This is a genomic window from Ruegeria sp. BHSA162 (genome assembly GCF_059613385.1).
The window spans coordinates 1-13,098 of sequence record NZ_JBXWSK010000089.1 but is presented as its reverse complement, the minus strand read 5'-3'; the positions used below and the strand labels follow the sequence as shown (position 1 = coordinate 13,098).

The 13,098-nt window shown below is 64.2% G+C and carries 13 protein-coding genes and 1 pseudogene; 10 read left to right on the top strand and 4 right to left on the bottom strand.

The annotated features are described in order from the left end of the window. A pseudogene (locus AC2FM5_RS17210) lies at positions 1 to 283 on the bottom strand (EamA/RhaT family transporter); the annotation flags it as partial. Positions 284 to 474: 191 nt separating this feature from the next. Between AC2FM5_RS17210 and pgsA the strand changes: the two are divergent. From pgsA to AC2FM5_RS17195, 3 genes are read left to right on the top strand one after another with little or no spacing between them, the layout of a single operon-like run. Further along, a complete protein-coding gene (pgsA, locus tag AC2FM5_RS17205; protein WP_170342342.1) occupies positions 475 to 1,143 on the top strand; it encodes a CDP-diacylglycerol--glycerol-3-phosphate 3-phosphatidyltransferase in 669 nt (222 codons plus the stop codon). A 3-nt stretch (positions 1,144 to 1,146) separates the two neighbouring features. After that, positions 1,147 to 1,392: a molybdopterin converting factor subunit 1 gene (gene moaD / locus AC2FM5_RS17200; protein WP_170359984.1), complete on the top strand. Its 246-nt coding sequence runs from the start codon at positions 1,147 to 1,149 to the stop codon at positions 1,390 to 1,392. Positions 1,393 to 1,396: 4 nt separating this feature from the next. Beyond that, on the top strand, positions 1,397 to 1,840 hold the full coding sequence (locus tag AC2FM5_RS17195; RefSeq protein WP_480637638.1) for a molybdenum cofactor biosynthesis protein MoaE: 444 nt from the start codon (positions 1,397 to 1,399) through the stop codon (positions 1,838 to 1,840). A 4-nt stretch (positions 1,841 to 1,844) separates the two neighbouring features. On the opposite strand, the gene AC2FM5_RS17190 is transcribed toward AC2FM5_RS17195, so the two are convergent. From AC2FM5_RS17190 to ubiA, 3 genes are all read right to left on the bottom strand, one after another. Further along, positions 1,845 to 2,165, bottom strand: a complete 321-nt coding sequence (locus AC2FM5_RS17190) for a hypothetical protein (protein ID WP_093963571.1) — start codon at positions 2,163 to 2,165, stop codon at positions 1,845 to 1,847. Between the two features lies 1 nt (position 2,166). Then, positions 2,167 to 4,086 (bottom strand): OmpA family protein, encoded by a 1,920-nt coding sequence (locus AC2FM5_RS17185; RefSeq protein WP_480728448.1) that lies wholly within the window; start codon positions 4,084 to 4,086, stop codon positions 2,167 to 2,169. Between the two features lie 65 nt (positions 4,087 to 4,151). Next, positions 4,152 to 5,114 carry a 4-hydroxybenzoate octaprenyltransferase gene (gene ubiA / locus AC2FM5_RS17180; RefSeq protein ID WP_170359989.1) on the bottom strand — a complete coding sequence of 321 codons (963 nt, stop codon included), beginning with the start codon at positions 5,112 to 5,114 and terminating at the stop codon, positions 4,152 to 4,154. A 12-nt stretch (positions 5,115 to 5,126) separates the two neighbouring features. On the opposite strand from ubiA, the gene AC2FM5_RS17175 reads away from it, so the two are divergent. The 7 genes from AC2FM5_RS17175 to pheT all read left to right on the top strand — a co-directional run. Then, a complete protein-coding gene (locus AC2FM5_RS17175) occupies positions 5,127 to 5,852 on the top strand; it encodes a 16S rRNA (uracil(1498)-N(3))-methyltransferase (protein WP_496737035.1) in 726 nt (241 codons plus the stop codon). Continuing rightward, positions 5,852 to 6,700, top strand: coding sequence for a GNAT family N-acetyltransferase (locus AC2FM5_RS17170; RefSeq protein WP_496737033.1), 849 nt, complete (start codon positions 5,852 to 5,854; stop codon positions 6,698 to 6,700). Before AC2FM5_RS17175 ends, AC2FM5_RS17170 begins: the two co-directional genes overlap by 1 nt. Beyond that, a complete protein-coding gene (locus tag AC2FM5_RS17165; RefSeq protein ID WP_170391769.1) occupies positions 6,697 to 7,224 on the top strand; it encodes a hypothetical protein in 528 nt (175 codons plus the stop codon). Before AC2FM5_RS17170 ends, AC2FM5_RS17165 begins: the two co-directional genes overlap by 4 nt. A 77-nt stretch (positions 7,225 to 7,301) precedes the next feature. Beyond that, complete coding sequence (locus AC2FM5_RS17160) at positions 7,302 to 8,672, top strand: glutamate--cysteine ligase (RefSeq protein WP_170342329.1); 1,371 nt, start codon at positions 7,302 to 7,304, stop codon at positions 8,670 to 8,672. A gap of 112 nt (positions 8,673 to 8,784) precedes the next feature. Beyond that, positions 8,785 to 9,852: a Hint domain-containing protein gene (locus AC2FM5_RS17155; protein WP_496737031.1), complete on the top strand. Its 1,068-nt coding sequence runs from the start codon at positions 8,785 to 8,787 to the stop codon at positions 9,850 to 9,852. Positions 9,853 to 9,925: 73 nt separating this feature from the next. Beyond that, positions 9,926 to 10,999, top strand: a complete 1,074-nt coding sequence (gene pheS / locus AC2FM5_RS17150) for a phenylalanine--tRNA ligase subunit alpha (protein ID WP_093963563.1) — start codon at positions 9,926 to 9,928, stop codon at positions 10,997 to 10,999. A gap of 74 nt (positions 11,000 to 11,073) precedes the next feature. Beyond that, the coding region (gene pheT / locus AC2FM5_RS17145; RefSeq protein WP_496737028.1) for a phenylalanine--tRNA ligase subunit beta at positions 11,074 to 13,098 on the top strand (2,025 nt) is incomplete at its 3' end.

Below are 13,098 nucleotides of genomic sequence, written 5' to 3'. Positions count from 1 at the left end.
CCAGCACATAGAACAGGCGGCCGAAGACTTCGAACAGCACTCGGATCTTCATCGGCTTGGACAGGACATCGGGGTGCAGCAACCGCCGCCCCTGTAGCAACGCGGCTCCGGCGAAAACCAACGCGCCGCCCAGCCCGAACAGCACCAGAACCTGCCAGATGGGCAGCACCTTGGCGGCACTTTTCAACAGCGCGTCCTCCAGGGCGAACCCGGCCATGGCCGCGATCATCCAGGCGCTGCCGATCAGATTGGCGCGCGCATCGGTTCTGATATGTGAGGTCACGGGGCGGATCTTTCCTGATGTGCCGATACCCGCGCAACCTGACCCGTTCTTCGCGCCGCGCCAAGGGGGAAACGGTCGTCGATCCTCCGCCTGCGACGGTCTGACCTGTCGTGGTCCAAACACCTGTGTTCTTGGCAGTTTTTTATTGTGCCGTCTTTTCTGTTCCCGGCCATGGTTGTAGGGTCCAGCGCATGAAGTGGAACCTGCCGAATATTCTGACTTTGCTGCGCCTACTGGCCGCGCCCGGCCTGGCGGTGATGTTTCTGTATTTCACACGGCCCTACGCGGATTGGTTCGCGCTGATCCTGTTCCTGTCGGCGGCCATAACCGATTGGTTCGACGGCTATCTGGCGCGCGCGTGGAAGCAGGAAACCAAGATGGGTGCAATGCTGGACCCGATCGCCGACAAGGCGATGGTGGTGATCGCGCTGATGATCCTGGTCGGCTATTCGACCGAGCACTGGACGCCCTGGCTGGTGCTGCCCGCCACCGTGATCCTGTTCCGCGAGGTTTTCGTCTCGGGCCTGCGCGAGTATCTGGGCGACGTGGCCGGAACGCTCAAGGTTACCAAGTTGGCCAAATGGAAGACGACCGCGCAGATGGTGGCGATCGCCGTGCTGTTTTCGCAGGGCATATTCGAGCACTATTTCGTCATGTCCACCTTCGGCATGGATGCCGCGCTGATCGACCAGATCCTGTCGGGCCAGGTCGAGGACATCTCGGGCCTGCAATGGAAGCTGGATGGCATGTTCTGGTCGGGCCGCATCGGGTTGTGGCTGCTGTGGATCGCGGCGACGCTGACATTGATCACCGGCTACGACTACCTACGTAAAGCCATGCCCCATCTGAAGGAGGGCTGACGCATGGATGTCCTGTATTTCGCCTGGGTCCGCGAGCGGATCGGCGTGCCGAAGGAAAAGGTCGAAACCACTGCGGCCACGGTCTCCGATCTGGTGGCGGAACTCAGCGCCCGCGAAGACCGCTATGCCGCGGCCTTTGCCGACATCTCCGCCCTGCGGGTCGCGCTGGATCAGGAGCTGTCGGATTTCGACGCGCCGCTGGCCGGCGTCCGCGAAGTGGCCTTTTTCCCGCCCATGACCGGCGGATAAGGCAATGCGGATCTCCGTCCAGCAAGAGCCGTTCGATCTGGGGGCCGAGGCCAATGCCTTTGCCGCAGGTGACACGGCCAATGGCGCTATCGTCACCTTTACCGGCGTCGTGCGCGATCTGGCGCAGACCGATCTGGCCTACATGGAGATCGAGCATTATCCCGGCATGACCGAACGCGCCATCGCCAAGATCGCCGAGGAAGCCAAGAGCCGGTGGTCGCTGGGTGACGTGCTGGTGATCCATCGCCATGGGCGGCTGGCCCCAGGTGACCGGATCATGATGGTCGCAACGGCAGCCCCGCACCGCAAAGATGCGTTCGAGGCCGCTGAATACCTGATGGATTACCTGAAATCCCGCGCCCCGTTCTGGAAGAAGGAAATCACAGGTTTGGGCGCGGAGTGGGTTGCCGCCAAGGACGAGGACGAGGACGCGCTGTCGCGCTGGTAGGCGCTCAGTCGGCGTTGTTGATCCGGCCGCGCAATTCCTCAGCTTCCTGACGGGCGGCGCGCAGCCCGTCCATAGCCGCGGCCAGCTCGGCCTCGGTTTGGGTCAGCTGGTTGGTCAGCTCGGCCTCGCGCTGCTGCAGATAGGTGATCGCCTGATCACGGGTTTCCTCGGCCTCGTGCAGCTCCTGGCTCATGCGGTCCAGATCGGCCACGTCGGATTGGCGCACGCGCGACAGGCGGTGCACCAGCCAGTTGGCGAACCAGCCCATGCAGAAGGCGGCGAACAGGATGACGGCGGTGGCGATGATGAATTCGGTTCTGTTCAACTTACTGGTCCCCTGCATCCGTTTCGGATGCTTCTTCTTCTGTTGGCGCAGGTTCGGTTGCGCTTGTCTGGGTCTCCAATGCTTCCAGACCGGTTTCCTGATTGGCGACCGGCTCGGGCCGGATCAGCCGGAATTCGATGCGCCGGTTTTTCTCGCGCCCGTCTTCGGTGTCATTGTCTGCAATCGGCTGCGTCTCACCATATCCTGCGGCCGAGTAGCTTTTGGTCGGCACCCGACGGGCGCGCAATTCGTTCAGGATGGACTGGGCGCGTGACTGGCTCAGTTGCTGGTTCATCTCTTCACGGCCCTGGCTGTCGGTATGACCCTGGATTTCAATCCGGATCGGTCCACATTCGCGCAGGATCTCGGCAATCTGGTTCAGACTGTCGCGGGACTCTGATGAAACCGTAGCCGATCCGGGCTCGAACGTGATTTTGCGGGTTTCCTGAACCTCGGCGATGCGACTTTCGCACTGCTCGGGGTCTGGCAGCGCGTCTTCGGGTTCGGGCGGGGGCTGATAGGTGATCGACAGGTCAAAGTCCTGCGCATCGCCCAGCTTGTCGGACAGCAGGCCCGCGATCTGTGCCTTGGCGTCTTCATCATGGCTGACGCCTGTCAACTCGACCTTGTCGGGCGTTACGGTCAGCACGCCGTTGTTCAGCCAGGACAGGGATTCCAGCCCCGCCAGAACGCGTACGGGCCAGTCCTGCGGCATCTGGTCGACTACGCGGGCGGCACTGTGAACCTGATCGGATCCGAAGGCAGCCCGGGCGTAGCTGTCGATCATGTCACGCTGCAAATCGTCGCCCAGACGGCCGCGCAGTTGTACCAGACCTTCCGGGCTGCGGGTGGCGGTGAATTCCACAGGTCCGGCTTGTTCGTTGTTTTCGGGTTCAGGCAGAACCGCGTGCAGGGCAAACACTTCGGGCAGGGCGTTTTCCAACTCGCCCACGACCTTGTCGAAGGTGGCCGGGCTGGTGTTCGGTTCAGCAATCAGCGTGATGTCGGCATCCGACATCGTGACGGAACCTTGCCCGATCTCGGACAGAGCCCGGATACTCAGTTCAGCGGCCTGCGCCCATCGGGGCGATGGCACACCCAGGCCGATCGTGCAGGTATAGGGCCCTGACAGCCCGGCATCCTGCGCGGCGGCAACAATGGTGTCGCGCGCCTTTTCATCCTGTGCCGAACAGGCGTCGAACTGTCCGCCTTCCTCCGAAATCAGATAGCGCAATGTGAACGGAGTGATCACCGGGCGCGGTGCCGAAATCGCCAGACCGATGCGCAAGCTGGGCGGCGCGGCGCGTGTCAGCTCTTGTTCCAGCCGTTCTTTTTCCTGCTGGCTGTCAGCGATGGCAGTGATCTTGACCAGGTCGGGACTGGCGGAAACCTTGGCTCGCGGCAGCTTGGACAGGGCAAGGATGGCGTAGGATATCGCGTCGTCCCAGCCTTTGGGTTTCTTGTAGTCTGCGGTTTCCAGCAGGTCCGACACCCGCGCCTGGGGGTCCAGCTTCTGCAGCCGGGCCATCAGTGCGTTGCGATCCACGCTGGCCGGAACCAACCCGATCACGGAAATGCCGCTGTCGTTCCGGAGAATTTCTGCCGAGAATTTGGGCGGAGTCAGGTCAGCCGTCGGGGCAATGTCCATCTCGTCGATCACCCGAGAGGTGTCGACCTGTGTACCGGCCGCGGTCAGCGCGTTGAATCGGGTGGCCTCGTCCGGGGCAGTACCGGTCAGCACAACGCGCAGCCCATCCGCCTGCACTTCGGCCCACTCGTGGCCCTGCATGCTCAGTGCATTTCGAACAGCAGTTTCCGAGGTTTCTTCGATCTTGGTCACCGCGAATCCGGCGGCCAGCAGACAGACCCCCGCCGACACGACAAAGATCAGGGCTGATGTCAGGAAATACGGCAAGCGCATGAGCGGTTTCTTATCTCCTCGGGCCATTGGGCGGGACTCTTACAGGCACCGGTACCGAGGTGCAATCAGAGGAGCAATGCGACGCAAAGGAAGATGAGCGGAATAAGGCCGGTGTCCCGGTTGGCGCGAAACAGTTGCAGCAGTTTCGCGTTGTCTTCGATGTCCAGCCCGCGCAGTTGCCACGCCATGTGCCACCCCATGGCCCAAGGTCCACCAATGGCCACGACCAGTGCCAGCACGCTGGAATTGGGCAGCGCGGCCTCGACGATGGCCAGCCCCATCAGCGCCACGGTCGCCACAAGGAAATACTTCAGCCATTTCGCGGTGTCGGTCCCGAACAGACGCGCGGTGGACTTGATGCCGATCAGCTCGTCATCCTCGGCGTCCTGGTGGGCATAGATCGTGTCGTAGAACAGCGTCCAGGCGATGCCGGACAGGTACAGCAGGATCGCGGGCCATTCGACCGTGCCGCGATGCGCCGCCCAGGCCAGCAGGGCGCCCCAGTTGAAGGCCAGCCCCAGAAACACCTGCGGCCACCAGGTGAAGCGCTTGGCATAGGGATAGATCGTCACCGGCAGCAGCGACAGGACGCCCATCGCGATGGCCGCCTGGTTGAAGGTCAGCAGGATCGCCAGCGCCAGAAGGCACTGTAGGCCCATCCAGATCACCGCCTGCCGCACGCTGACCTGACCCGAGGGGATGGGCCGCGAGCGCGTACGGGCGACCTGCGCGTCGAACTTGCGGTCGGTGATGTCATTCCAGGTGCAACCAGCGCCACGCATCAGAAAGGCCCCGGCCGCGCACCCAACGGCAATCCACAGATCGCCCCAGCGCGGCTGACCGTCATGCAGGATCGCCAGCGCCAGGCCCCACCAGCACGGAATCAGCAGCAGCCACGTCCCGATCGGCCGGTCCGCGCGCGACAGCCGCAGATAGGGGCGGGCAAAGGCCGGGGCGCGGGTATCGACCCAGTTGCCGGTAACGGCGTCGGCGACCTGACCGTCTGGTGTTGGGGCATTGCCTTGCATATGTAGGGTCTCATGAGTGCGAAGATCAGGCTGTATGTAGATCACCCTTTGGGTGCGGGGCAATCGGTTCCTTTGACGCGCGAGCAGGCCCATTACCTGTTCGGCGTGATGCGTCTGGCCGTGGGCGGGCAGGTGGCCCTGTTCAACGGCCGCGATGGCGAGTGGTTGGCGGAGGTGGCCGAGTGGGGCAAGCGGGGCGGTGTTCTGAGCTGTCTTGAACAGACCCGGCCACTGCAACTGCCGCCGGACCTGTGGCTGCTGTTTGCCCCGATCAAGAAGGCGCGGACCGATTTCATCGTCGAAAAGGCCGCCGAGATGGGGGCCGCCAAGATCATGCCGGTGCAGACTGCCTTCACCAATTCCGAACGCATCCGCCAGGACCGGCTGCAGGCCCATGCGGTCGAGGCGGCCGAGCAATGCGGCGGCACCTTCGTGCCCGAGGTCTGCGACCTGCAGCGGCTGGACAAGCTGTTGGACAACTGGCCCGACGGCCGCCAACTGATGTTCTGCGATGAGGCCGAAGCCGGGTCGGCCCTGCGCCTGGCCGAACAGGCCAAGAGCCGGCCGTGGGCCATTCTGATCGGCCCGGAGGGCGGGTTCTCCGATGCCGAGCGCCAGCGGTTGAAGGATCTGCCGTTCACGCATGTGGTCAGCCTGGGGCCGCGCATCCTGCGGGCCGATACGGCGGCGGTGGCCGCGATGACCCTGTGGCAGCAGACGCTGGGGGACTGGTCCTGATGTGGCGGCCGGCGCAGCAACAGGATGTTCCGGCGATCGAGCGGTTTATTCTGGATCATGTGCAAAGCTCGATGTTCGCGCTGGCCAACCTGCGAGAGTTCGGCCTGAACGCACCTGCACCGCGCGCGATGAGCATGTGGATGCTGGGCGACCCGCTGCGCGGCGTGTTCGGCATCACCAACGAAGGCATGATCCTGCCGCAATGCCCGGATCTGCCCGAGGCCGGCCTGGCCGAGGCAGCGGACCTGATCCGGGGCCGCACGGTCATTGGGTTGGCGGGCGAGGCCACGCAAGCCCGCCGGTTTCTGCGACAGGCCGGATGGCAGGACCGCGCCGCCCGTCTGGACCGGGATGAGCCCTCTTTTGCGCTGGACTTGCGCGACCTGATCGTTCCACCAACGGAAAACGCAAGGCTGGTGCCTCTGTCTGACGGCGACCGCAGCCTGCTGATCCGCTGGCGCGAGGCCTATCACTTGGAATCTTTGGGCACCGACCCGGGCATGGCCCGCAAGGCTGCGCAGAAAGACATCGACGGATATATTCAGCGCGACTCGCACCGGCTGTTGATGGTCGACGGCCAGCCCGTCAGCATGACAGGCTTCAATGCCACGTTGCCCGAGATCGTCCAGATCGGCGGCGTGTTTACGCCGCCCGCGCTGCGCGGGCGAGGCTATGCCCGCACCGCCGTCGCCCTGCATCTGGCCGAAGCGCGGGCCGCGGGAGTGCGCAAGGCCGTTCTGTTCGCGGCTTCAAACGCCGCCGTGCGTGCTTATGTTGCGATTGGGTTTGCCCCTGCCGGGACCTTTTCACTGGTCCTGTTCAGCGATCAGATGGAGGCCGCGTCATGAGTTTCATCCGACCCGAAGCCAAACTGGCCCTGTGGCGCTGGCGCGAGGTGCTGGCCGCCGGGTTCGTTCTGATCCTTGGCCTCAGCTGGATCGGCGGTCCGGGCGGGTTGCTGGGCTGGCTGGGCTGGGTGCTTGTGCTGGTCTCGGTCGCGCTGGCCGTGATCGGCGTACAGCGCGCGCGGTTCCGGCTGGGCGCGGGCGGGCCGGGTGTGGTGTCGGTGGATGAAGGGCAGATTGCCTATCTGGGGCCGCTGGAAGGTGGCATCGTCGCCACCCGCGAAATCGAGAGCCTGACGCTCGACCCCACCGCCAGCCCCGCGCATTGGGTGCTGGAACAGCCCGGCCAGCCGCCGCTTCACATTCCCGTGAATGCCGAAGGTGCCGAGGCACTGTTCGACGTGTTCTCTGCCCTGCCGGGGCTGCGGACCGAGCGGATGCTGTCGGAACTCAAGGGCGGGGCGTCGCATCCGGTGGTCATCTGGGAACGCCACCCCTCGCGCCCGGCACACATCCGGTTGAATTGACGGTGCATTGACACCGGGGGAGATTGCGACCACCACTGACCCCCACGACTCGACACTTCAGGATCGGAGCACGGTTCATGTCCATTCCTCAGTCCGGCGGCGGGCCGATCGAACGCCACGAACAGCTGGCCGAATACCTGGCCGATGGCTGCAAACCCAAAAGCGAATGGCGCATCGGGACCGAGCACGAGAAATTCGGCTATTGCAAGGACACGCTGAAGCCGCTGCCCTACGAAGGCGAACGCTCGATCCTGGCGGTACTGCAGGGGCTGCGCGACGGGCATGGCTGGACCCCCGTGGAAGAGGCGGGCAAGCTGATCGGGCTGGAAAAGGACGGGGCCAACGTCTCGCTGGAACCGGGCGGGCAGCTGGAGCTGTCAGGCGCTCCGCTGGAGACCATCCACGAGACCTGCGACGAGGTGAACGCGCATCTGCGCGACGTGAAGGACATCGCCGACAAGATCGGCGTAGGCTTCATCGGGCTGGGCGCCGCACCGATCTGGAAGCACGAGGACATGCCGCTGATGCCCAAGGGCCGGTATGTCCTGATGAATGACTACATGGAAAAGGTCGGCGACATGGGCCGCGCCATGATGCGCCGGACCTGCACGGTTCAGGTCAACATCGATTTCGGGTCCGAGGCGGACATGGTGCAGAAGCTGCGCGTGGCGCTGGCCCTGCAGCCGGTGGCGACCGCGCTGTTTGCCAACTCGCCCTTCTTCGAGGGCAAGCCCAACGGCCACAAAAGCTGGCGCAGCTACATCTGGCGGCATCTGGATGACGCGCGCACCGGCATGCTGCCCTTCGTGTTCGAGGACGGCTTCGGGTTCGAGCGCTATGTCGAGTACGCTTTGGATGTGCCGATGTATTTCGTCTATCGTGACGGAAAGTATATCGACGCGCTGGGCATGTCATTCCGCGATTTCCTGCAGGGCAAGCTGCCCGCGCTGCCGGGCGAGACGCCGACGCTTTCGGATTGGGCCGATCACCTGACCACCGCCTTCCCCGAGGCGCGGATCAAGAAATTCATGGAAATGCGCGGGGCCGACGGCGGCCCGTGGCGCCGTCTGTGCGCGCTGCCCGCCTTCTGGGTAGGGCTGACCTATGACCAGTCCGCGCTGGATGCCGCATGGGATCTGGTCAAGGGCTGGGACGCCGAAACCCGCGAGGGGTTGCGCGTCGCCGCGGCCCGGGACGGGCTGCAGGCGCAGGTCGGCGGTATCAACATGCACGATCTGGCGCGCGAGGTGGTGGCCATCGCCGAGTCCGGCCTGAAGGCGCGGGCGCGGCCGGGTGCAGGCGGGCTGGTCCCGGACGAGACCCATTTCCTGAACGCGCTTAAGGAAAGCATCCAGTCCGGCAAGGTGCCGGCCGACGAGCTGCTGGAGCATTACCACGGCGACTGGCAGGGCGATCTGACGCGGATCTACCCCGAATACAGCTACTGACCGCGACCTGTTGCAATTAGGGGCCTGTTAGCCACATTCCCGGATCGCGCCTTGTTCGGCGGCGGCGTTTGCGCGATACATTCGGGTCAGGTTTTCCGGTCGTGGTGCTTTCATGGCGCGTATCAGTGAGTTGCATTATTCCAATGCCTATGCCGCGAATTCGGGCGTGTCCGAATTCTTGGAGGTGTCCCTTCGCCCCGGCGAAGATCCGGCGGATTTCACCGTGTCCTTCTATCAGGCGAACGGGCAGGTTGGGATCGAGATCCCACTCAACGATCCCTCCGTTCAGGTCACCGTCGACCCCGACAACAACGAGATCGTCTATGTCATCTCGGCCGATGATTTTCCGATCTTCCTGACCGATCCGGATGGTGGCGGCCCAACCAATTACGAAGCCTATGCGCTGACCAACACCGCCACGGGTGAGGTAATAGATTTCTACGACATCGGTGGCGGCACGCAGAACATCGTCGCGGTCGATGGGTTGGCGGCCGGGGAAACCTCGGTCAACCTGCCGGTGCTGGTCGGGCCGAACCAGACCACGACGACCCTGCAGTTCAATCAACCCGATCCTGACACGCTGACCTATGGCCCCTTGTCGCCCGGGGATACCGGGGCCGCCTGTTTCACGGCCGGAACCCTGGTGGATACCCCCGAGGGGCCGCGCCGGATCGAGACGCTGCAGCCCGGCGATACGGTCCTGACCGTCGATGACGGCCCCTGCCGGGTGCGCTGGATCGGCGGCCGCACGGTGCGCGGCGTGGGTCGTTTCGCGCCGGTGCGCATCCGCGCGGGTGTTCTGGGCGCCAAGACAGACATTCTGGTCTCGCCCCAGCACCGCATTCTGGTCGGAGGCTGGCAAGCCCAGCTTCTGTTCGGCGAGGATGAGGTTCTGGTCCCCGCCAAATCGCTGGTCAACGGCGATACCGTCACCGTGCAGCCCTGTGACATTGTCCGCTATGTCCACCTGTTCTTCGACCGGCACCAGCTGGTCACCACTTCAGGTCTTGTGTCCGAGAGCTTCTTTCCGGGGCAGGAGGCGCTCACGGGGCTGGAGCAGGAGGCCGCGCGCGAACTGTTTGCGCTGTTCCCCGAACTGCAGACCCATCCGCAGGGCTATGGCCCCACGATCCGCCCGGTCCGGTGTGATCGACAGGCAGCGGTTCTGCGCGCGACCTGATCACGCGGCCCGGCCCTCTTGCTTTCGCGCGCTGCTGTGATAGCAGGACAGCAACAGAATTCAGGGGACCGTCATGGACGATCTTAAGGCAAAATACCTGGGTCAGATCGCTGACGCAGGCGACGAAAGCACGCTGGAAGCGATCCGCGTGGCCGCGGTGGGCAAAAAGGGCGAAGTGGCGCTGAAGATGCGCGAACTGGGCAAGATGACGCCCGAGGAACGCCAGGTCGCCGGCCCCGCGCTGAACGCGCTGAAGGACGAGATCAATTCGGCGCTGGCAGCCAAGAAGGCCGCATTGGCCGATGCCGCGCTGGACGAACGTCTGCGGACCGAGTGGCTGGACGTGACCCTGCCCGCGCGCCCGCGCCGCCAAGGCTCGATCCACCCGGTCAGCCAGGCGACCGAGGAACTGACCGCGATCTTTGCCGAACTGGGCTTTTCCGTCGCCGAAGGTCCGCGGATCGAGACAGATTGGTACAATTTCGACGCGCTGAACATCCCCGGCCACCACCCCGCGCGGGCCGAGATGGACACGTTCTACATGCACCGCGCGCCGGGCGACAATCGCCCGCCGCATGTGCTGCGCACCCATACCTCGCCGGTTCAGATCCGCTCGATGGAAAAGCAGGGCGCGCCGATCCGCGTGATCTGTCCGGGCGGTGTCTATCGCGCCGACTATGATCAGACCCACACGCCGATGTTTCACCAGGTCGAAGGCCTGGCCATCGACAAGGATATCTCGATGGCGAACCTGAAATGGGTGCTGGAAGAATTCGTCAAGGCGTTCTTCGAGGTCGACGACGTCGAACTGCGCTTCCGCGCCTCGCATTTCCCGTTCACCGAACCTTCGGCCGAGGTCGATATCCGCTGTTCCTGGGAAGGCGGTCAGCTAAAGATCGGCGAGGGCGACGACTGGATGGAGATTCTGGGTAGCGGCATGGTCCACCCCAAGGTGATCGCCGCCGGCGGGATCGACCCCGAGGTCTATCAGGGCTTTGCCTTCGGCATCGGCATCGATCGTCTGGCGATGCTGAAATACGGCATCCCGGATCTGCGGGCGTTCTTTGATTCCGACCTGCGCTGGCTGCGCCACTATGGGTTTGCGGCGCTGGACATGCCCAACCTGCATGGTGGCTTGTCACGATGAAATAGCGTGGGGCTTGCCCTGCTGCCCAAGAGAATTCGGCGGGCTGGCCCGCCTTACCGGACAGGAAAACAGAAATGAAATTCACCCTCTCCTGGCTGAAAGACCACCTGGACACCGACGCCTCGGTTGATGAGATCGCCGAGGCGCTGACCGATCTCGGGCTCGAGGTCGAAGAGGTCATCAACCCGGCCGACAAGCTCAAGGATTTTACCCTTGGCTATGTGAAACATGCCGAGAAACACCCCGATGCAGACAAGCTGCGCGTCTGCAAAGTGGACACCGACGAGGGCGAGTTGCAGATCATCTGCGGCGCCCCCAACGCGCGCGAGGGCATCACCGTCGTGGTCTGCAAGCCGGGCATGTATATCCCCGGTCTGGATCTGACGATCAGCGTTGGCAAGATCCGCGGCGTCGAAAGCTTTGGCATGATGGCGTCCGAGCGCGAGCTGGAACTGTCGGACGAACATGACGGCATCATCGAGCTGCCCTCGGGCGAGGTGGGCCAGCGGTTCGTCGACTGGCTGGCCGAGAACGACCCCGCCAAGATCGACCCGGTGATCGAGATCGCCATCACCCCCAATCGCCCCGATGCGCTGGGCGTTGCGGGCATCGCGCGCGATCTGGCGGCGCGGGGTCTGGGCAAGTTGAAGCAGCGCGACTATGCCCCGGTGCCGGGGGATTTCGAAAGCCCGATCAAGGTGACGATCGACGACGACACGCTGGATGGCTGCCCGCATTTCACCGGTCGCTTGATCCGCGGCGTCAAGAACGGCCCCAGCCCGCAATGGCTGCAGGATCAGCTGAAGGCGATCGGTCTGCGTCCGATCTCGGCCCTGGTGGATATCACCAACTACATGACGTTCGACAGCAACCGCCCGCTGCACGTCTTTGACGCCGACAAGGTCAAAGGCAACCTGCGGGTGCACCGCGCCAAGGGCGGCGAGAAACTGGTGGCGCTGGACGAAAAGGAATACACTCTCCAGCCCGGGATGATGGTGATTTCCGACGACAACGGCCCGGAATCCATCGCAGGCATCATGGGCGGGCAAGAGACCGGCTGTACCGAGGACACGGTGAACGTGTTTTTGGAAAGCGCCTTCTGGGATCATGTCCAGATCGCGCTGGCGGGGCGCGCGCTCAAGATCAACTCGGACGCGCGGTACCGGTTCGAACGCGGAGTCGATCCGGCATACACGCTGGAAGGGCTGGAGCACGCGACCCAGATGATCCTGGACATCTGCGGCGGCGAGGTTTCGAAGGTGGTCGAGGCCGGCAAGGCGCCGGACCATTCGCGCGCCTATCGGCTGGATGCGGCGCGGGTGCAGTCGCTGGTGGGCATGGACATCCCCGAAAGCGAGCAGCGCCAGACCCTGACCCGGCTGGGTTTCCGTCTGGAAGGCGACATGGCCCATGTGCCCAGTTGGCGCCCCGACATCCAGGGCGAGGCCGATCTGGTCGAGGAGGTCGCCCGCATCGCCTCGCTGACCAAGCTGCAGGGCAAGCCGCTGCCGCGTGTCACGGATGGTATTCCCAAGCCGGTTATGACCCCGGCCCAGCGGCGTCAGTCGATGGCGCGGCGCAACTGCGCGGCGCTGGGGTACAATGAATGCGTCAGCTACACTTTCATCGATCAAGCCTCGGCCGCGCTGTTCGGTGGCGGCGATGACGCGACGATGCTGGAAAACCCGATCTCGTCCGAGATGAGCCACATGCGCCCCGACCTGTTGCCCGGCCTGTTGCAGGCCGCGGCGCGCAACCAGGCGCGCGGCTTTGCCGATCTAGCTCTGTTCGAGGTCGGCCCGGTCTTTCATGACGGGGAACCCGGCGAGCAACGCACCCAGATCGCAGGCCTTCTGGTCGGGCGGACCGGACAAAAGGATGTGCACGGCGCCGCCCGCGCGGTCGACGTGTTTGACGCCAAGGCCGATGCGGAGGCCGTGCTGGCCGCCATAGGTGCCCCCGCCAAAGTGCAGATCCTGCGCGATGGCGACGCCTGGTGGCATCCGGGCCGTCACGGCAAGATCTGCCTGGGCCCCAAAAAAATGCTGGGCGTGTTCGGCGAACTGCATCCGCGCGTGCTGCAGCAGTTGGACATCAAG

Coding starts and splice junctions, on each gene's coding strand:
- pgsA (WP_170342342.1), top strand. CDS start 475: ATGAAGTGGAACCTGCCGAATATTCTGACTTTGCTGCGCCTACTGGCC.
- moaD (WP_170359984.1), top strand. CDS start 1,147: ATGGATGTCCTGTATTTCGCCTGGGTCCGCGAGCGGATCGGCGTGCCG.
- AC2FM5_RS17195 (WP_480637638.1), top strand. CDS start 1,397: ATGCGGATCTCCGTCCAGCAAGAGCCGTTCGATCTGGGGGCCGAGGCC.
- AC2FM5_RS17185 (WP_480728448.1), bottom strand. CDS start 4,086: ATGCGCTTGCCGTATTTCCTGACATCAGCCCTGATCTTTGTCGTGTCG.
- ubiA (WP_170359989.1), bottom strand. CDS start 5,114: ATGCAAGGCAATGCCCCAACACCAGACGGTCAGGTCGCCGACGCCGTT.
- AC2FM5_RS17175 (WP_496737035.1), top strand. CDS start 5,127: ATGAGTGCGAAGATCAGGCTGTATGTAGATCACCCTTTGGGTGCGGGG.
- AC2FM5_RS17170 (WP_496737033.1), top strand. CDS start 5,852: ATGTGGCGGCCGGCGCAGCAACAGGATGTTCCGGCGATCGAGCGGTTT.
- AC2FM5_RS17165 (WP_170391769.1), top strand. CDS start 6,697: ATGAGTTTCATCCGACCCGAAGCCAAACTGGCCCTGTGGCGCTGGCGC.
- AC2FM5_RS17160 (WP_170342329.1), top strand. CDS start 7,302: ATGTCCATTCCTCAGTCCGGCGGCGGGCCGATCGAACGCCACGAACAG.
- AC2FM5_RS17155 (WP_496737031.1), top strand. CDS start 8,785: ATGGCGCGTATCAGTGAGTTGCATTATTCCAATGCCTATGCCGCGAAT.
- pheS (WP_093963563.1), top strand. CDS start 9,926: ATGGACGATCTTAAGGCAAAATACCTGGGTCAGATCGCTGACGCAGGC.